Source organism: Microbispora sp. CSR-4 (assembly GCF_008033685.1).
In the GTDB taxonomy this organism is placed as follows: Bacteria; Actinomycetota; Actinomycetes; order Streptosporangiales; family Streptosporangiaceae; genus Microbispora.
Genome location: NZ_VJVX01000008.1, coordinates 40093 through 59490, shown reverse-complemented (window position 1 = coordinate 59490; position 19398 = coordinate 40093). Strand labels below are relative to the sequence as shown.

15 protein-coding genes are annotated in these 19398 nt (G+C 70.5%); 7 read left to right on the top strand and 8 right to left on the bottom strand.

The window, feature by feature from the left end; all coding sequences use genetic code 11:
* The first annotated feature begins 145 nt into the window (after positions 1–145).
* The 4 genes from murA to FLV34_RS09435 all read left to right on the top strand — a co-directional run bounded on the left by murA (position 146) and on the right by FLV34_RS09435 (position 4806).
* Positions 146–1423: a UDP-N-acetylglucosamine 1-carboxyvinyltransferase gene (murA, locus tag FLV34_RS09450; protein ID WP_142649025.1), complete on the top strand. Its 1278-nt coding sequence runs from the start codon at positions 146–148 to the stop codon at positions 1421–1423.
* Between the two features lie 277 nt (positions 1424–1700).
* The gene (locus FLV34_RS09445; RefSeq protein WP_142616314.1) at positions 1701–2930 is read left to right on the top strand and encodes a transcriptional regulator; all 1230 of its coding nucleotides are present in this window, start codon (positions 1701–1703) and stop codon (positions 2928–2930) included.
* 36 nt (positions 2931–2966) lie between these two features.
* The gene (locus FLV34_RS09440) at positions 2967–3929 is read left to right on the top strand and encodes an EamA family transporter (RefSeq protein ID WP_147942896.1); all 963 of its coding nucleotides are present in this window, start codon (positions 2967–2969) and stop codon (positions 3927–3929) included.
* Positions 3930–4356: 427 nt separating this feature from the next.
* The gene (locus tag FLV34_RS09435) at positions 4357–4806 is read left to right on the top strand and encodes a Clp protease N-terminal domain-containing protein (RefSeq protein WP_147942895.1); all 450 of its coding nucleotides are present in this window, start codon (positions 4357–4359) and stop codon (positions 4804–4806) included.
* 271 nt (positions 4807–5077) lie between these two features.
* Here the strand turns inward: FLV34_RS09435 and hisC are convergent, their stop codons facing one another.
* From hisC to FLV34_RS09395, 8 genes are all read right to left on the bottom strand, one after another.
* Positions 5078–6142, bottom strand: coding sequence for a histidinol-phosphate transaminase (gene hisC, locus FLV34_RS09430; protein WP_142649022.1), 1065 nt, complete (start codon positions 6140–6142; stop codon positions 5078–5080).
* A 75-nt stretch (positions 6143–6217) separates the two neighbouring features.
* Positions 6218–6694 carry a hypothetical protein gene (locus FLV34_RS09425; protein WP_142649021.1) on the bottom strand — a complete coding sequence of 159 codons (477 nt, stop codon included), beginning with the start codon at positions 6692–6694 and terminating at the stop codon, positions 6218–6220.
* Positions 6695–7033: 339 nt separating this feature from the next.
* Positions 7034–7690, bottom strand: coding sequence for an NUDIX domain-containing protein (locus tag FLV34_RS09420; protein WP_079314646.1), 657 nt, complete (start codon positions 7688–7690; stop codon positions 7034–7036).
* A 160-nt stretch (positions 7691–7850) separates the two neighbouring features.
* Positions 7851–8438 (bottom strand): hypothetical protein, encoded by a 588-nt coding sequence (locus tag FLV34_RS09415; protein WP_142649020.1) that lies wholly within the window; start codon positions 8436–8438, stop codon positions 7851–7853.
* Between the two features lie 289 nt (positions 8439–8727).
* Positions 8728–10554 (bottom strand): DUF4434 domain-containing protein, encoded by a 1827-nt coding sequence (locus tag FLV34_RS09410; protein WP_147942894.1) that lies wholly within the window; start codon positions 10552–10554, stop codon positions 8728–8730.
* 113 nt (positions 10555–10667) lie between these two features.
* Positions 10668–11756: a glycosyltransferase gene (locus tag FLV34_RS09405; RefSeq protein WP_187280586.1), complete on the bottom strand. Its 1089-nt coding sequence runs from the start codon at positions 11754–11756 to the stop codon at positions 10668–10670.
* Between the two features lie 14 nt (positions 11757–11770).
* A complete protein-coding gene (locus FLV34_RS09400) occupies positions 11771–13033 on the bottom strand; it encodes a nucleotide sugar dehydrogenase (protein WP_147942893.1) in 1263 nt (420 codons plus the stop codon).
* Between the two features lie 110 nt (positions 13034–13143).
* On the bottom strand, positions 13144–14811 hold the full coding sequence (locus FLV34_RS09395) for a glycosyltransferase family 4 protein (RefSeq protein WP_147942892.1): 1668 nt from the start codon (positions 14809–14811) through the stop codon (positions 13144–13146).
* Positions 14812–14909: 98 nt separating this feature from the next.
* Here FLV34_RS09395 and wecB point away from each other — a divergent pair, with 98 nt between their 5' ends.
* The 3 genes from wecB (at position 14910) to FLV34_RS09380 (ending at position 19375) form a co-directional block, all read left to right on the top strand.
* Positions 14910–16037, top strand: coding sequence for a non-hydrolyzing UDP-N-acetylglucosamine 2-epimerase (gene wecB, locus FLV34_RS09390; RefSeq protein WP_142649016.1), 1128 nt, complete (start codon positions 14910–14912; stop codon positions 16035–16037).
* A gap of 110 nt (positions 16038–16147) precedes the next feature.
* The gene (locus FLV34_RS09385) at positions 16148–18217 is read left to right on the top strand and encodes a glycosyltransferase (protein WP_142649015.1); all 2070 of its coding nucleotides are present in this window, start codon (positions 16148–16150) and stop codon (positions 18215–18217) included.
* A gap of 168 nt (positions 18218–18385) precedes the next feature.
* Positions 18386–19375 (top strand): CPBP family intramembrane glutamic endopeptidase, encoded by a 990-nt coding sequence (locus tag FLV34_RS09380; RefSeq protein ID WP_147942891.1) that lies wholly within the window; start codon positions 18386–18388, stop codon positions 19373–19375.
* Positions 19376–19398 lie beyond the last annotated feature (23 nt).

Sequence of the window (19398 nt, the reverse complement as noted above, 5' to 3'; positions counted from 1 at the left end):
GTGACTCGTTCCCCCATGCGTTCTGGGGGTAGTTCCTCCCCGAAACTCCTGGAACAGCGGCTACTCTAGGCCGATCGTCCTCGCCGACGCGTCGGGTGCCGGCTGACGGGAGTCCCCCATCCTTCCCCCGAAATAGGAGCAATTCATGGTCCGTTACCGCGTGCGCGGTGGCAACGTACTGCGTGGAACCGCCTTCATCCAGGGCGCGAAGAACGCCGTACTGCCCATGATCGGGGCGGCGCTGCTCGCGGCCGAGGGCCGCACGGTGCTCCGCAACGTGCCCGTCATCGAGGACGTGCGCCGGGCGGTCGAGCTCGCGCAGGCCGTGGGCGCGAAGGTGGAGTTCCACGAGAGCGAGCGGACGCTCGTCATCGACGCCTCCCGCCTGACCAGCCCGGTCCTGCCCGCGGAGATCGCCCGCCGGTTCCGGGGGTCGGTGCTGTTCGTCCCCGCGCTGCTCCACCGCCTGGGCGAGGCGATCATCGAGGGCATCGGCGGGTGCAACCTCGGCAGCCGCAACCTCGACTTCCACTACCTGGGCTACAAGCGCCTGGGCGCGATGGTGGACGAGGGCGAATCCGTCATCCACATCAAGGCCGGCGGCCTGATCGGCGCCCCGCTCTACCTCGACACCCCGTCGCACACCGGCACCGAGAACCTGATCATGGCCGCCTCGCTGGCGCGGGGCACCACCGTCATCGAGAACGCGGCCCTCGAACCCGAGGTGCTCGACGTCATCACGATGCTGACCCGGATGGGCGCGCGCATCCGCGGCGGCGGCACGGGCTTCATCACGGTCGAGGGCGTCGACGAGCTGACCGCGGTCGAGCACACCGTCATGCCCGACCGGCTCGACGCGGGCGTCTTCGCGATGGCCGCCGCGATCACCGGTGGCGAGGTCAGCCTGGTCGGCGCCTCCCTGGAGCACCTCGGCGTGGTCCGGTGGAAGCTGGAGCAGATGGGCGTCGAGTTCGAGACCCACGGCGCGGTCCTCCAGGTGCGCCGCAACCGCCCGCTGCGGCCGATCAACGTCATCACCGACACCTACCCCGGCTTCGCGACCGACCTGCAGTCGCCGCTGATGACCGTGGCCTGCCTCGCCGAGGGCTCCAGCTACATCCACGAGCGGATCTTCGACGGCCGCTTCGCGCTCGCGGGCGAGCTGAACAAGATGGGGGCGAACGTCGAGGTCGAGGGCAGCCGGGCCGTCGTGCACGGACCGACGCCGCTGCACGGCACCGAGGTGACGGCGCACGACCTGCGGTCGGGCATCGCGCTCGTGCTGGCCGGGCTCGCGGCGGAGGGCGAGACCACGATCGGGTCCGGATATCTGATCGACCGGGGCCACGCCGCGCTCGCGCAGCGTATGCAGGCTCTCGGCGCAGATGTGGTGCGTGAAATTTCCACTTCGGACGAGGGGTGAGTCCGGAAACCTTTACTAATGCCCTGACCAGCGCAGATCTTCCGATTTAAGGAACCCCCCAGACCACCCAGAATGGTATTCCGGTAAATCTGGGCGTGACATTACGGCCTTAACCAGCGATCGTTCCAAAGAGAAGCCACAACAACGAGGGCGACGTGGGATGGGACGAACATTGGTCGAACGCACGGAAGACACTCCGCGCGGGTCACGTCTGGGCACGGTGACACCCGACCTCACCATCGGCGTGGTGGGGTCACACGATCTGGTCGAGCGGGTGATGCTCATGGGGCACTCGGCTGCCCCGGTGCCCTGCCGGCTGGTCGCCGCCGCATACCGAGACGAGCAGGAGGCGGCGGACAAGGTGACCCGGCTCGGTCCGGGTGTGGACGCATGCCTGTTCGCGAGTCCGGTGCCTTTCGAGCTCGCCCGGCGAGCCGGCGTGCTCACGATGCCGGCCACGCATGTGCAGCTCGGCGGGGCCGCGCTCGTGGCGGCGATCGCACGGGCCGCGCTGGACGAGCGGATCGATCCGCGCCGGGTGAGCCTCGACGTGCTCGGCCGGCCGGACATCGACGAGGCGTACACGGACCTCAACCTCTCCTCCGGTGAGGTCCACAGCCGAGACGAGCCGGGCCCGGTGGGCACGATCACCGCCTTCCACGAGCGGTTGTTCCGCCAGGGGGCCACGACGGGCGCGCTCACGTGCGTCCAGGGCGTGGCCGACCGGCTGACCGCCGCCGGGGTGCCGGTGGTGCCCGTCAGGCCGACCTCCGCGGCCGTCCGTACGGCACTGCACACGGCGGCGCTGCTCGGCGCCCGCCACCGGCTGGAGGAGTCGCAGCTCACGGTCGTGCTGGTCGAGGTGCCGACGCTGCGCGAGCCCGTACGGCGGGCCGCGCCGCGCTACTGGCGCGACGAGCTGCGGCTGTCGCTGCACCGCCTGCTGGTGCAGGAGGCCAACCGGATCAACGCGAGCGTGTGGCCGATCGACGACCACAGCTATCTCGTGGTCGCGACGAAGGGCTCGATCTCGACGGCCACGGACGGGTTCCGGGTGCTGCCGTTCGCCGCCAGGATCCGCGAGGAGCTGGGTCTGGCGGTCGAGGTGGGTGTGGGGATGGGCCGCACCACGCACGAGGCCGAGACGCACGCCAGGGGCGCGCTCGCGCGCACCCAGGGCGGCAAGCAGCCGCAGGGCTTCGCCGTGGACCGGGAGGGCCGCGCACTGGTGCCGCCGCCCCGGATGCCTCCCCAGCCGGGCGGACCGGTCAAGCCCAAAGGGGTCGAGGTGCTGGCGCGCCTGGCCGCCAAGCTGGAGGGCGGCGACACGGTCGTCGACGCGGAGGGCGCCGGACGCATGCTCGGGGTGACCCCCCGCACGGCCAGGCGGTTGCTGCGCACGCTGGTTGACGAGGGACTCGCGTGGCCGCTTCCGCCCAACCGCACCCCCCAGCCGGGCCGGCCGCGGCAGCTCTACCGGCTGATCGTGGAGAAGCTGAACCGGTAATCGCCGTCCGGAAACAACGGTCTATTGTCATGACCCATGGAACGAAACGGTCATGACGCACGGGTGTGGCTGGCGCTGGCCGCCGTGTACGTGGTGTGGGGCTCGACGTACCTCGGCATCGCCATCGCCATCCAGACCCTTCCGCCGATGACAAGCGGTGGACTCCGTTTCGTCGCGGCGGCGCTGGTTCTCGGCACGGTCCTGCTCGTCAGGGCCGTGCCGCTCCGCATGCGGTGGAAGGAGTTCGGCGGCGCCGCGCTCGTCGGGCTGCTGCTCCTCGCCGGAGGCAACGGCATGGTCGCCGTGGCCGAGCAGCACATCTCCAGCGGCCTGGCCGCGCTGCTCGTCGCCTCCACCCCGCTGTGGCTGATCGTGCTCAGGACGATGTTCAGGGACCGGCCGCACGTGCTGACGCTGGCCGGCGTGCTGGTGGGCTTCGCCGGGGTCGCCTTCCTCTCCCTGCGGGGCGGCGGCGCGTCCGGCAGCGGCGTAGGCATCACCATCGTGCTGCTGGGCTCGCTGTCGTGGTCGGTGGGGTCGTTCATCTCCCCCCGGATCCCGATGCCGAAGAACCCCTTCGTGGCCAGCACGGTCGAGATGGCCGTGGGCGGCGTCGCCCTGCTGGTCATGGGTCTCGTGCAGGGCGAACGGCTGCACCTCGCCGAGGTGAGCTGGCAGTCGTGGACGGCCCTGGCCTACCTGGTGCTGGTGGGCTCGCTCGTGGGCTTCACCTCCTACATCTGGCTGCTCGGCCACGCGCCGATCTCGCTCGTGTCCACCTACGCGTACGTGAACCCCGTGGTGGCGGTGCTGCTCGGGATGGCGGTGCTGGCGGAGCCGGTCACCGCGGCCATGCTCGTGGCGGGGGTCCTGATCGTCGTGGGGGTCGCGCTGGTGGTCTCCACCGAGCGCCGTGGGAGGCCCGCGACGCCGCCGGAGGAGGAGGCCCCCGCGGGCCCCGGACGCGTCACGGCGCCCCAGCCGGCCGTCGAGCCGTGAATGCGAGCCGCCGCACCGTGAGCATGAGCCGGGCCGGGAATCCGAGCCGGACCTGGAACCCGGGCCGAACCGGAAACCGGGCCGAACCGGAAACCGGGCCGAACCGGAAACCGGGCCGAACCGGAAACCGGGCCGAACCGGAAACCGGGCCGAACCGGGAAACGGGGACCGAACGGGAAACGGGGCCGGCTTGGCGAGGCATGAGAGCGAAATCGGTAATTCGAGGCCGCGCGCGAATCGGACGCATGATTTCGCTGCGATCCGCCGACTATCCCGCGATATTCGCACGACAAATGCGAGGGCATCCCGCGGCGGTCAGGGTGGGCGACTCCATGGACGGCCGCACGCGATATACAAGATCGCTGACAACCGGATCATGACAGGACCCGGAAGGGTTCACTGACACTGCTTTGCGAGGAACCGCGCGATGTTCGAGAAGTTCACCGATCGAGCACGACAGGTCGTCGTCCTGTCCCAGAACGAGGCCCGGACGCTCGGCCACTCATCCATCGACACCGAGCACATCCTGCTCGGTCTGCTCCGCGAAGGCGGTGGCCTGGCGGCCCAGGTTCTCACGAGCCTGGGCCTGAGCCTTGAGGACGCGCGCCTCCGGGTCAAGGAGACCATCGGCCACGGCCGGTCCGCCACGGCGGAGCCCCTGCCGTTCACCCCGACCGCCTCCGCGGTCCTCCAGGCGTCGAACGAGGAGTCCGTGCGGCGCGGCCACGACCGCATCGGCACCGAGCACATCCTGCTCGCGCTCCTCCGCGATCACGAGACCGTGGCGACGCGGGTGCTGGTCGCCTCCGGAGCCGATCCCGGCCACGCGGCGCGGGCCACGGAGGAGCTCATCCGGCAGTACTACCCGGCCTCCTAGCGGGGTGCGGAAACCCCGCCCCTCGCGAACGGCCCCCTGGCGGGGTGCGGAAACCCCGCTCCTCGCGAAGCCTGGGGGACGTTCACAGATCTTGGGCAAGCCGGCAGGTGGCGGAGACCGTTGCCGGTCTGCACCAGACGTATCCACGGGCCTGGGGCAAGTCGGTCACTGCGCCGGAAGGAAACTCCGGTCCTCGCGAAACCCGCTCCGCTGGGCCTTCGCTGCGGTCCTCGTTCCCTTCCGCTCCGCTCCCTCCACCCCGTGGACGTTGCTAGGAGTCCTTCCGGAACGCCTCGGCGGCGGCGAGGAAGACGTCGTTGGCCTCGCTGTCGCCGATGGAGATCCGGGCCCCCTCGCCGGCGAACGGGCGCACCGCGACCCCGACGGCCGCGCACTTCTCGGCGAACTCCATCGTGCGCTCGCCGAGGCGCAGCCAGACGAAGTTGGCCTCGGTGGGCGGGACGGTCCAGCCCTGCGACAGCAGCGTCTCCCTGACCCGGGCGCGCTCCTTGATCACGGTCTCGACCCGCTCGTGCAGCTCGTCCTCGGCCTTCAGGGACGCGATCGCGGCCGCCTGGGCGAGGTGGTTGACCGCGAACGGCAGCAGCGTCTTGCGGACCGCGGCGGCCACGGGCTCCTGCCCGATCAGGTAGCCGACCCGCAGCCCCGCCAGGCCGTACGCCTTGGAGAACGTGCGCAGGACGGCGACGTTGGGGCGCTCGCGATAGAACGTGAGACCGTCCGGCACGTCCGCGTCCCTGACGTACTCCCGGTAGGCCTCGTCGAGGACGACGAGGACGTTCTCGGGCACGCGGTCGAGGAACCGCGTGAGCTCGTCGGCCCGGTTGACCGTGCCGGTCGGGTTGTTGGGGTTGCAGACGAAGACCAGGCGCGTCTCCGGCGTGATGGCGTCGGCCATGGCGTCGAGGTCGTGCGTCTCGTCGCGCAGCGGCACCTCGATCGAGGTGGCGCCCGCGAAGCCGACCAGCATCGGGTAGGCCTCGAACGAGCGCCAGGCGTACATCACCTCGGCGCCGGGCTCGCCCACCGCCTCCAGGATCTGCTGGGCGACCGCGACCGATCCGGCACCCAGCGCCACGTGGTCGTACGGCACGCCGAGCCGCTCGGCGAGCGTCTCGGTGAGCCGGACCGCGCCGGGATCGGGGTAGCGGTTGACGTCCGTGGCCGCCCGCGCGATCGCTTCAAGCACCGACGGCAGGGGTCCGAAGGGGTTCTCGTTGGAGGACAGCTTGTAGGAGCGGCCGTCCGGTGAGACCACGGCCTTGCCCGGCTTGTAGGCCGGCACGGTGTCGAGGATCGAGCGGAATCGAGGCATGCCCTAACGATAGGAGATCCGCCTGTCCCGGCGGCACCCCGCACGCCCCCTGTGGATAACTCTCCTGCCCCGGTCTTACTGGTAGTAGGCGTAGAGCGTCTTCCAGCTGCCGGCGTACTGGCAGGTGAGGGACGGCTTGGTGGCCTTGCGCTCGGAGCAGACCTTGAGCTCGACCTCGCCGACGTTCTTGATGGTGAAGGCGAAGGTCTTCTTCGCGCCGTACGAGCAGGTGCGGTAGTTGCGGTAGGCCAGGTGCGGCTTGTTGGCGGCGTCGAAGTAGCTGACGCGGAACAGGGCCCAGCCGCAGGTGGACGACGTGTGGTTCAGGCTGGTGACCTTGCCGGTGACCTTGACGTACGGCGCGGGCCGGCTCCGGTCGCTCTTGGCCGCGGCGATCAGCGAGCCGCTGACCTTGGCCTTCGACCCGGTGGCGTAGTAGGGGCCCCAGGACTTGGCGGCGGTGGCCTCGGCGGCCGTCGCGGTCGCGAGCGGGGCGAGGGCCAGGATGCCGGCAGCGAGCGTGATGCCTGCGAGGGAGCGGGTGAGGGTCATGGCTGGGGGTCCTTTCCTCGTCGTTGCCGGCAGTGTGTCCCGGGCCGCTTTCAAGGCCCTTGACGCCCGCTGAACCGACAACGCCCGCCGTACCGCGCCCGCTGAACCGACGACGCCCGCCGCCCGCATGCGGCCGCGCGCTTCGCCGCTCGCGCACGCGGAAGCGCCCACGAACAGCCAGGGGGAACAGCCAGGGGGAACAGCCACCCGCCGAAACGGTGAAGCGTGTCCCAGGCGTGTGTCTCGCCAGGGGAAGCGGACGACTCCGAGGACCGCGCAGAACCGCAGCAGGTCGCGCACGCAACCGGGACGGTCCGGGGGAACGGCCGGCGCGGCCGGTCAGGTGCGCAGCATGGGCGGGTGGAGCAGCACGGCGGGGCCCCGGCGGTAGAGCATGGCGGGACGGCCGCCGTCGCGGGTCGTGGTGCGCCCGGTGGGCACGAGGAAGCCCTCGGTCTTGGTGACCTTCCGGTGGAAGTTTCGCGGGTCGAGCGGGCGTCCCCAGACGATCTCGTAGACGCGGCGCAGCTCCGCGACGGTGAACTCGGGCGGGCAGAAGGCCGCGCCGAGCGAGGTGTATTCGAGCTTGCCCCGCGCCCGCTCCACGCCGTCGAGCATGATCCTGCGGTGGTCGAAGGCCATCTCGGTCAGCTCGGCCACCGGCTGCCAGCTCATGTGGGCCTCGGTGGACGCGGGCAGGTCGGGAGCGAGACCCAGATAGGCCACGCTGACCACCCGCTGGCGCGGGTCGCGGTCCGGATAGCCGTAGGTCTGAAGCTGTTCCAGATGGACCGGGGCCCCGGGAAGACCGGCCCGTTCGGCCAGCACGCGGGCCGCCGCGGCGGGCAGGTCCTCCTCCAGCTTGATGAACCCGCCGGACAGCGCCCACCGGCCCTCGTACGGCGGCCGGTCGCGCCGCCAGACGAGTGCGCTGAGCTGCTGGGACCTGACGGTGAGCACGACAAGATCCACGCTGACAGGAATACGCGGGATCATGCCCATGACGCTACAGGACGCGGGCCTCGGCTCGAGCCGTCCTGGGTAGGCCGGCCGGGCCCCGCACGGGAGCTTCATCACCGCTCCACACCCTCGTAACCCCCGTCGGGCGTCGCCCGGCACCGTAGGGCCGATGCCGGGCCACGCACGGCCGGGTGGGTCAGAACGCGTTCGTGGGCTTGACGTAGGTCACCCGGAGGTTGAGATAGGTCGCCACGCCGCCGTCATGGCCGCGTACGGCGATCAGGTTGCAGCAGTCGAGGTCGGCCACGGGCACCACGACGTCGATCGCCCCGGCGGCGCACTTGCCGCTCTTGACGCTCTGCACGAGGTGGCCGTTGAAGTAGACCTGCGCGTCGTTGTCCACCGTGCCCTGGATGCGCACCTGCTGGGCGTCGCGCGGCAGGTGGATCCAGTGGCGCACGAGGATGTCGGTGTCGACCGCCCACGGGGTCTTGACGGTGTTCTCGTTGTTCCACGAGCAGGTGCCGTTGGTGGTGCCGAAGCCGGCCTGTCCCAGCGGCCAGCCGCTGTCGTCGAACCCCCGGTCGGCGAAGTCCGGCACCTGGGTCGTGGGGGGCACCTGGCGGTAGGTCCAGCCGGTGCTGTTGTAGTCGAGCGCGGTGACGACGTTCGCACGCCCGCTCGCGGTCTGGGCGGCGGTGGCCGCCGGGGCGGCCAGAGCCATCCCGGTCACCAGCGCGCCCGCCGCGATACCCGCGGGCAGGAGGTTACGAAGTCGGTTCATGTGCGGTCTCCTTGTCGATCGTCGGGTGCCCTGTTGCGGAGGCACCTCGGCGCCGGCGGGGATGGGCCGGCCATCACGCCGCCGCGACATGGAGATCCACTGGCGGCGGCGCAGGCAAAGGAGATCAGCGGGCTGGGCGCGCCGCGCGCGAGCCCCGCCGCGGCATTGCCCGTTCCTTGCCCGGACATTGCCGCACCCTACGCTTGACACGCGCATCACGCCCCTGCACCGCACGCGCCTCCGGCGCGTACCCACTGCGCGCCTCCGGCGCGACACGGCGGCAGGGAGATCAGCCGGTGTTGTGGTAGTAGACGGGCTCGGCGGACTTCCTGCCGTCGGCGGAGGTGACCTCCACCCGCACCCAGACGTCGCCGGGGACCGTGGCCCAGTCCACCGGGATCCAGATCTTCTCCGTGCCCGCGGGCAGCCCCGGGATCGGGGTGGTGTCGTGCCAGCCGACCGTGGCCGAGTCGACGACGCGCGGCGTGTCCAGGCCCGGCCAGCTCAGCGTGACCTTGGCCGAGCCGAGGTGGTAGCCGCGGATCTCCAGGCCGTCCTGTATCTGCCGCGCGCGCCGTTGCGCCTCGATCGGGATCGGGCGGTCCCAGTCGGCCGCGATCTCCTCCGACAGCGACGGCGAGCCGCAGGTGAAGAAGTCGCTCCACATGTACGAGATGATCTTCGACACGTACGGCGCGGCGAGCGTCACCTGGGTGTCCAGCCGGGGCTTGTCCGTACGCCCGCGGGTGCCCTGACGGCCGCAGGGCTCCGCCGAGGTGGACGGCTCGAACGCCTCGACGTTGGCCCACAGCTCCACCTGGATGCCCTCCTGGACCAGGTCCTGGCGGGCCTGCGACATCGCGCGGTAGTAGTCGCGGGTGCTGCCGTAGTAGGCCGTGGCGTACGTGCTCTCCCCGACGACCGGTTTGAGGGTGTCGTCCACCGGCTTGTTCTTCCAGTTGGGCCAGAACAGGCCGACCTTGCCCGTGCCCCGGCCGTCCTGCGGCGCGATGATCTCGACTCCGGTGCGTGCCAGTTGCTTGAAGCCCTGCGCCACCTGGGCGGGCGTGGAGGTGTACTTCACCCGCCTGCGGCTGTCGATGTAGGGGCTCACGAGGATCGGCTTGTCCGGCAGCTCCTGCTCGACGATCAGGTGCTGCTCGGCGTACACCTGGAGCGTGTCGACCTTGCTCGGGTCGGGCCAGTCGCGCAACTGCAGCTCGAACGGCTGATAGACGCCGCCCAGCGACTCGCGGCCCTTGAACCGGTCGCCGTAGTCCTGGAGCACCCGCCGGGTCAGCGTGGTGAGCGTGCCGATGTGGCGGGGGTCGGCCCGGGTCGACTCCTCGGGGTCGCGCGGGGCGAGCGGCAGGGCGGGGAAGACCTTGATGCCGAACCGGTCGCCGAGGTCGAGGAGCTCGCTGAGGCTGTCCCTGGTGCCCGCCGAGACGAGGATCAGGTGATAGCCGCGCCCCTCACGGCTGAAGTCGCAGGTGGGGTCGTCCGAGCCGTCCTCGGGCGCGATGAGCCGGAAGAAGACGGCGTCCCCCACCACGACCTCGTGCTCCATCTGGGGGCAGCGGAAGATGCCGGGGCCGAAGCGCTCGTCGGTGCGGTAGACGTACGTCCTCGTGATGCGGTTGCCCGGGTTGGCCGCCTGGAGCTCCTTTTCCGCCGCCTTCATGCACGGCAGCCCGTTCTCGACGCAGCGGGCGAACCTGGCGTCGGGCTTGGGCGCCTTGCCCTCGGGGGTCGAGGCCTCCAGGACCTGCCCCTCATCGTCGGTCTTGCGCGGCGACAGGCCGAACCCGAGGCGTACGACGGTGTCCCCGCCAAGGCGGTGGATGGCCTCAAGCTGGCGTCGCCAGGTGCAGGGGTCGGAGGTCGGGATGAGCCAGTAGCCGCTCACGGCGTACGGCGTGGTCGCCGCGGTCTCGAACGTCCCGCAGGGGTCGGTGAACACGCTGTGCGTCGGCGACCCCACCATGGGGGTCGAGGGGACGGTCTGCCCGGCGCTGGCGGTGCCGGAGCCGGTGCTTCCGTCACGGAGGACGATCACCACTGATGCGACGCCGGCGAGGATCGCCACACCCAGGATCAGAGTGAGCCAGCGCACTTTCAGGACACTACCGCCCGTCGTTCAAATGATCTTGCCGCGCCCAGCCTACCCGGATGTGCGCACTGCCGGGCCGGCCTCAGCGGCCGCCTGCGGGAGTGTTCACCACGCGTTCAGCTCTTGACGCCCGCCCACGCCTCTAACTGGGTGACGAAGCGGCGTGCGGAGTTGGGCCAGTGGTGGTTCGCCCGCGCGGCGGCGTAGCCGCGTCCACCGGTGCCGATCCGCTCGAAGGGGTTGTCCCTGAGCTTGAGCACCGCCCGCGCCACCGCTTGAGGGTCCTGCCAGGGGACGACGAGGCCGCACCGGTAGCGCTCCACGAGCTCCACGGCCCGCGGCGAGGGGGTGGTGATGACCGGGATGCCGTGCGCCATGTACTCCACGATCTTCGTGGGCATCGAGTGGCGATAGTTGGGCTCGTCGTGCAGCAGCGAGAGCCCGGCGAGCGCGCCGTCGAGCCGCTTGAGCGCCTCGTCGTTCGGCATGAAGTCGCGCCATTCCAGCACGCCCTGGGCGACGGCCTCGTTCAGCAGGGGGCGGCTCTGCGGGTCGGCGTAGCCGATGAGCTCCACGGCCACCCGATGGGGCTGGAGCAGGCGCGCCACCTCGACGGCCTCCTGGACGCCCCGGGCCTCCGACAGCCAGCCGAGATAGACGACGCGGTCGTCGCCGGGCCGGCTGACCCGGTCGGGCACCCAGGTCTCGTTCGGCACCACGAGGTGCTGCTGCTTGAACCGGCCCGCGTACGCCGCCTCGGCCAGCAGCAGGTGCAGCCGCCGCTCGGCGGTGGTCTCGAGGAGCCGGGCGAGGAAGCGCACCGGCGGGCGCAGGAACGCCGGCAGCCACGGCTTGAGCGACAGCGTCGCGGGCGTGTCCTCGTGGACGTCCCAGACGACCGGCGGGCGGCCGCGCACCCCGGCGACCGCGAGCAGCAGCTCGGGGTCGTGGATGAGGGCCAGGTCGACCTTGCCCCGCATGCTCTTGAAGAGCTTGCGGGCGGCCCGCACCGCGGTCACGCGGCGCCGCTCCGCGGCCCGGGGCAGGTCCACACCCGTCACCCAGGAGCGCGGCACGACTCCCCGCGCGGTGTACGGCGCGGCGTACGTGACCTCATGACCGGCGTCGACGAGTGCCCGGATCTGCCGGTGCAGGATCCGGGCGTCCTCGGGGTGATGCACCACCGTCATGACGAGCACGTGCACGCGCGAAACCCTTCCTACAACCGCTCGACGCGTTCGCTCGTGGCCAGCACGCCGCGAGTGTCCAGGACGAGAGGGGCTCGCTCCTCCACGATGTCGAGGTCGAAGGCCGAGTGCTGCTGGAGCAGGACCACCACGTCGGCGGCGGCCACGGCCTCGGCCAGGTCCTCCTCGCGGGGGATCCGCCTGCCCTCGACCGACCACTCCTTCACGTACGGATCGCAGAACGCCAGCTCGGCGCCCAGTTCGAGGAGCGCCTCGGCCACGGGGATGGCCGGTGTCTCCCGCTCGTCGGCGATGTCCGGCTTGTACGTCACGCCGAGGAGCAGCACGCGCGAGCCGTTCACGGGCTTGCGTGCCCGGTTGAGCAGCCGCTGCACGCGGGCCACCACGTACGACGGCATCCGCTCGTTGATCTCCTGGGCCAGTTCGACGAACCGGAAGGGATAGCCGAGCTTGCGCACCGTGTACGACAGGTACGACGGATCGACGGGGATGCAGTGCCCGCCGACGCCGGGGCCCGGCAGGAACTTCTGGAAACCGAACGGCTTGGTGGAGGCGGCCTCGATGGCCTCCCACAGGTTGACGCCGAGCTCGTCGCAGAAGATCGCCATCTCGTTGACGAGGGCGATGTTGACGTGCCGGTAGGTGTTCTCGAGCAGCTTGGCCATCTCCGCCTCGCGGGTGCCGCTGACCGGCACGACCCGCTCGACGAACTGCGAGTAGAAGGCGGCGGCCCGCTCCTTGCAGGCTGCGGTGTAGCCGCCGACGACCTTGGGAGTGTTGCGCAGGCCGAACTTGGCGTTGCCCGGGTCGATCCGCTCCGGCGAGAACGCCAGGTAGAAGTCCTTGCCCGCCACCAGACCTGACTGCTCCAGGATCGGCCGCGCCAGCTCGTCGGTGGTGCCGGGCCACGTGGTGGACTCCAGCACGACGAGCGTGCCCTCCTGGAGGTGCTCGGCGACGGCCTTGGTGGCGCCCTCCACGGCCGACAGGTCCGGACGGTGGTCCTCGTCCAGCGGCGTCGGGACGCAGATGACGATGGTGCGCGACTTCGACAGCACCGATGCGTCCAGCGTGGCCGTGAAGCCGGCGGCGAGCATCGCGTCGAGGTCGGCGTCGGTCAGGTCGTCGATGTAGGAGCGGCCGGCGTTCAGGGCCTCGACCTTACGGGGGTCGACGTCCAGACCAGCCACCCGCAGGCCCGCCGCCGTGGCCTCCTTGGCCAGCGGCATGCCCACGTATCCCAGCCCGATGATCGTGAGATCGAAGGCTGTCACGACGAGGCCTTGGGGGGAACCTGGGGGCGGAAACAACACTTCATGGTGGCAAAGGTTATCTCAACTCGGAACCAAGCATGCCTGATGCAACACATCCGACTTTCTGCTGTTTATCGGTTTTCGGTCAAGGACTGGTAGATCCCTTGGTACGTGCGGGCCAGGCTGCTCCAGGTCCGGTGCGCGGCGACCTCGGCCTTGCCCGCCTCGCCCATGATCCTCCGGCGCTCCGGATCGTCGCGCAGCGCGGCGAGCGCCTTGGCCAGCGCGGCGGGATCGCCGGGCGGCACCAGCAGGCCGGCGCCCTCACCGCCGACGAGCTCCGACAGCGCGGGCAGGTCGCTCAGCACGACCGGCTTGCCGAGCGCCATCGCCTCGACCGGCTTCAGCGGGGTGACGAGACGGCACACCCGCAGGTCCTCGCGCGGGCAGACGAAGATGTCGATGGCCGCCTGCGCCTGCAGCGCCTCGTCCGGGCCCACCCGGCCGGGCAGGATCGCGTCCGTCAGGCGCAGCTTCTCGACCTGTTCGAGCAGCGCGGGCCGCTCGGCGCCGTCCCCGACCAGCAGGACCTTCACCGGCGTCCCGGCCTCGCGCAGCAGCGCGGCGGCGCTCAGAAGTGTGGCGAAGCCCTCATAGGCGACGATGCTCGACACCGAGCCCACGACGATCTCGTCGCGCCCGATCCCGAACCGGTCGCGGAACGCCTCGCCGTCGTAGTCGGCCGTCAGCAGGGCGTCGTCCACGGCGTTGGGCGCGAGGAAGATGCGCTCCCTGGGCACGCCGCGCTCCACGATCTCGGCGGCCATCGTCTCGGCGAGCGTCACGACCGCGTCGGCCTCGCGCATGATCTGCGCCTCACGCTCACGCTGCAGCCTGTGCCGCTCGCTGCCGACCCTCGCCGGGTCGCGGGAGACCCAGGTCTCCTCCAGGAAGCCGCGCACCTCGTACACGAAGGGCGTGTTCGTCCGCTCGCGCACGGCGAGCGCGACGGAGCCGTTGCGGTGGTCGGTCGCCGCGTGCAGCACCTGCGGGCGGAGGGTCCTGACCAGCTCGGAGACGTCCGCGGCGCCGCGGATCATCCGGCCCTGGCTCTCGAACGGCACCTCGCCCTTGGGCAGGAGCCGGTAGTAGGGGATGCCGTCGATCTCCTCGTACGGCTCGGCGTCGGTGTGGCCCTGGAGCATGGGCCAGCCCCAGCTCGTCACGACGTGGGGGTCGAGCCCCGCCGCCTTCTGGGCGGTGACGATGCGGTGGGTGCGCACGGTGTAGCCCGCCTGCGTGTACGGCAGGGCGTTGGTGACCATGTGCAGCACCCGGCCGGTCACCCGCTCACCCATGATGATCTTCGGCTTGGGCGGGATCGGGTTCGGGCCGAGCGCGGCCTTCTCCCCCTCGTAGTAGGCCATCCTGCGGCGGACGAACGGCCACCGGGACTGCGGCTTGAGCACCTGGACCGCCTCGGTGAGCCGGCCGGCGTCGAAGTGGGCCTTGGCGTCCCGCAGCGGGCCCTTGGCCGCGCGCTGCAGGATCTTGCGGGTCCTGACCTTGACGAACCGGGCGGCGGGCCAGGCGACGCGTCCGACGACCGGGCGCATGCCGGGAGGGATCGCGTCGGCGGCGGCCTGGGCTACCCGCATCGGGTCGGACTTGACCTTGCTGACGAAGATCCGGGAGACGAGGACAGGGTTCCTCGCGAACCCCCGGAGGAAGCCGCCGAGGCCGGCCTTCGCGGACGCGGCGGACACGGCCTTTGCGGGCTTGTTGGCCTCGGTTTCCACGGCGCGACCGTACCATAGGCAACGTTTGTGCCAGGGAGTGCGAAAACGCGCGGCAGGGCACGGCTTGTGAGCACGACCAGAGACGAAAGGCGAGGCAGATGAGAGACAACCCCCTCGTCCTGCACGTACTGGGCGCCCGGCCGAACTTCGTCAAGGCGGCCCCGGTCGTCAGGGGGCTGGCCGAGCTCGGGGTCCGGCAGGGCATCATCCACACCGGCCAGCACTACGACGCGCTGATGTCGGACGTGTTCTTCGCCGACCTGGGGCTGCCCGAGCCGATCGCCAACCTCGGCGTCGGCAGCGGCACCCACGCCCGGCAGACGGCCGCCCTGCTCACCGGGCTTGAGGACGTCGTGCTCGAACACCGCCCGGCGCTCGTGGTGGTGTACGGCGACGTGAACTCGACGCTCGCGGCGATCCTCGTCTGCGCCAAGCTGCACGTGCCGACCGCGCACGTCGAGGCGGGCCTGCGCTCCTTCGACCGGGAGATGCCGGAGGAGGTCAACCGGGTCGTCACCGACGCGCTGTCGGACCTGCTGTTCGCCACCTCGCCCGAGGCGCTGTCGCACCTGGCCAACGAGGGCGTGGACCCGGCGAAGGTGCACCTCGTCGGCAACCCGATGATCGACAGCCTGTTCGCCGCGCTGCCCAAGCTCGACCCGGCGCCGGTGCGGGAGCGGCTGGGGATCGAGGGCGACTACGCGGTGGCCACGCTGCACCGACCGGCCAACGTGGACGACCCCGAGGCGGCCCGCGAGCTGGTCGAGGCCGTGCTCGGCGTGGCCGAGCAGGTGCAGGTCGTCGTGCCGCTGCACCCCCGCGGCCGGCAGCGGCTGGCGGACGCCGGTCTCGTCAACCGGCCGAACCTGAAGATCGTCGACCCGCTCGGCTACGTGGACTTCCTGTCCCTTGTGCGCGGGGCCGCCCTGGTGGTGACCGACTCCGGCGGCGTGCAGGAGGAGACGACCATGCTGGGCGTCCCCTGCCTGACCGTCCGGCCCAACACCGAGCGGCCGATCACCGTGACCCACGGCACGAACCGGCTCGTCACGCCCGCCTCGCTGCCCGCCGCGGCGTCCAAGGCGCTCGCGGACGGCGCGGCCACGCCGAGCGGCGACCTGCCGCCGCTGTGGGACGGCGCCGCCGGGCCGCGGATCGCCCGCGTCATCGAGGCCTGGCTGCGTGGCGACAACCTCTCCCCCGCCGCCAAGGGCATCCTGCGTTAGTTCTCAGGACGGTTCAGGACGGGGGGAAGACCTCGCTCGGCTGAATCCCCTATATCGGCACAAAGGTCTCTGTGGCCCTTTACGATGGCTTGTCCGTAAGGGGGAGAGGTATGGCTGAGACCGAAGAGACTCCTGAAGAGCCCCGTTTCCAGCGACTGGGGCCGGTGAACTGGCTGCCCGAGGAGCGCAAGCACATCGAGCAGTACGAGCAGCGGATCCGCGACCTGGAGAACCGGCTCGCCTACCAGGAGGCCCGCGCCGACTACGCCCTCTGGCGGCTGCAGGCCACCCAGACCCAGAAGCCCTACCGGGTCGCGCAGGTGCTGACGAACGCGGCGAAGCCCAAGAAGATCGTCAGGCTGCCGCGTGATCTCAGCAAGGCGATGAAGGACGGCAAGAAGCCGCCGCAGGCGCCGCCGTCCGCGATCGAGGTCGCCGCCGAGGCCGAGAAGCGCGGCCCCGAGGTCAAGATCCCCGGCCTCAAGTGGCCCGACGGCCCGGTCGTACGGCCCGACCTGCGCGTCGCGGTCATCCTCGACGACTTCTCCCGCATGGCGTTCAAGTACGAGTGGGACCAGATCGAGTTCGGGCTGCAGGACTGGCGGGAGATCTTCGCCGAGAAGCGGCCCGAGATGCTGTTCTGCGAGTCGGCCTGGCACGGCAACCAGGGCCGCTGGCGCTACCAGATGACCGGGACCAACGCGCCCAAGCAGGAGCTGCGCGACCTGATCGCCTGGTGCCGCGAGGAGGGCATCCCCACGGTCTTCTGGAACAAGGAGGACCCGCCCAACTTCGACTTCTTCATCGAGACGGCCAAGCTGTTCGACTACGTGTACACGTGCGACGGCGACATGATCCCGAAATATCGCGAGATGCTGGGTCATGACCGTGTCGGTGTGCTGCAGTTCGCCGCCCAGCCCCGGATCCACAACCCGATCCAGACCAAGCAGGGCCGGCCGTACGACGTGGTCTTCGCGGGGATGTACTTCCGCGACAAGCACCCCGAGCGGCGCGAGCAGATGGAGACGATCCTCGCGCCGGTGCGCCCGCTCGGCCTGCACATCTACGCCAGGAACGCCTCCGTGGCCGACAAGTACGCCTGGCCGGAGGAGTATCGCCCCCACATCGTGGGCGAGCTGCCGTACGAGCAGATGCTGGCCGCGTACAAGATGTACAAGGTCTTCCTGAACGTGAACTCGGTGATCGACTCGCCCACCATGTGCGCGCGCCGGGTCTTCGAGCTGTCGGCCTGCTCGACCACGGTGCTGTCGGGGTGGTCGCGGGCCATCGAGGAGACGTTCGGCCCGCTCATCCCGGTCGCGCACTCCCAGGAGGAGGCGTACAACCGGGCGATCTACCTGATCAACAGCCCCGAGCTGCGGGCGCGCCAGGGCCACCTGGCGATGCGCGAGGTGTTCGACAAGCACCTGTTCTCCCACCGCGTCGACCAGATCCTCACCGACCTCGGCCTGCCGGTCGTCTCGCGCTCGCGGTCGATCTCCGTGGTGCTGCCGACCAACCGGGCCGGTCAGCTCGAACACGCGATCAGCCAGGTGGCGCGGCAGCGGCACCGCAACCTGGAGCTCGTGCTGGTCATGCACGGCCTGTCGGAGGACCCGGCGGTCGTGCGCGACAAGGCCCTCGCGGCGGGCATCCCGGCCGTGAAGGTGCTGACCGCCGACCCGTCCTGGACGCTGGGCGAGGTGCTCAACCACGGCATCGCCCACGCCGAGGGCGAGCTGATCTCCAAGATGGACGACGACAACATCTACGGCGAGCACTACCTGTCCGACCTGGTCCGCGCGTTCGACTACGCCGACGCCGAGATGGTCGGCAAGGGCGCGCACTACACCTACTTCCCCGACCAGGACGTCACGATCTTCCGCCTGCCGGGGCTGGAACACCGCTACGCCCACCTCATCCAGGGGGCGACGATCCTGGCCAAGTCCGACCTGCTGCGGGCGTTCCCGTTCGAACCGGTCAACGCGGGCGAGGACACCCGTCTCGTACGGCGCTGCAAGGCGGAGGGCGTCCGGATCTACTCGGCCGACCGATACAACTTCATCTACATGCGCGGCTCGGACGCCACCGCCCACACCTGGCAGGCGGCCGACTACAAGCTGACCCGCAACGCGCAGTTCTGCTTCGCCGGCAACCCCGAGGCGCACGTCCTCATCTGACCCGGCGTTCCTGTGGGAGGAGACCGCTCAGGGCCTGTCGCGGCTCTGGGCGGTCTTCGCTTGGTACCCCTGGCTGTACCTCCATTGGGCAGCATGCGGGAGCGACCGGGAGAGCCTCCGGCTGGTGTGCTGATCACTGTCAGTCGGCACTCCCACAGGAGACGTGAAATGGCACTCGACAGCCGGCCGCGGGCCGGGCACCACACGAACGCGACCGGGATCAAGGGCTTCATCCGCCGCCACCCGCTGGTCGCCTTCTTCACCCTGGCCAACCTCATGAGCTGGGCGGCCTGGTCACCCTACGTGCTCTCGAACAACGGCCTGGGGGTCTGGGACTTCGACTTCCCCGCCGTGCTCGGCACCACCCAGTTCGCCGGCGTTCTCCCCGGCGCCTATCTCGGCCCCATCTTCGCCGCGTACGTCGTGACGAGGGTCGCGGACGGCAGGGAGGGCGTCCGCCGGTGGGTCGGCCGGATGACCAAGTGGCGGGTCGGCCGGCTCTGGTACCTCGGGACCGCCCTCGGTGTGCCCGCCCTCATCATCGTCACCGGTCTCGCGCTCTCCGGCGAGAACATCCACATGCCGCCCGTCGCCGCGCTGGTCGCGTACGTGCCCGGCCTGCTGCTCCAGATGGTCACCACCGGTCTCGCCGAGGAGCCCGGCTGGCGCGACTTCGCCCTGCCCCGCATGCAGCGGAGGTTCGGCCCGCTGGGCGCCACCGCCATCCTGGGCCCGCTGTGGGGCGTCTGGCACCTGCCGCTGTTCCTGAGCGAGTGGGGCGGCTGGCCGGACGTCACCTGGACGAGGATCGGCGAGTTCGTCGCCTTCGCCACCGTCTTCAGCGTGGTCGTCACCTGGGTGTTCAACCGCACCGGCCAGAGCCTGCCGCTGATCATGGTGCTGCACGTCAGCGTCAACAACTTCATGTCGATCGTCTACTCGGACATGTTCCCGTCGCTCGGCACCCCCGAGCACGCGAGCCACGTCACCCTGCTCGCGGGCACCACGGCGGCGGTCCTGGTGCTCATCGCGACCCGCGGACGCCTCGGCTACCGTCCCGCCGAGGAGCCCGCGCCGGAGCGCACGGCGGAACTCACACCGGAGCTCACACCGGAGCTCACACCGGAGCTCACACCGGGACTCGCCGCGCAGCGGTGAACGGCCACCGCGCGAAGACCCTA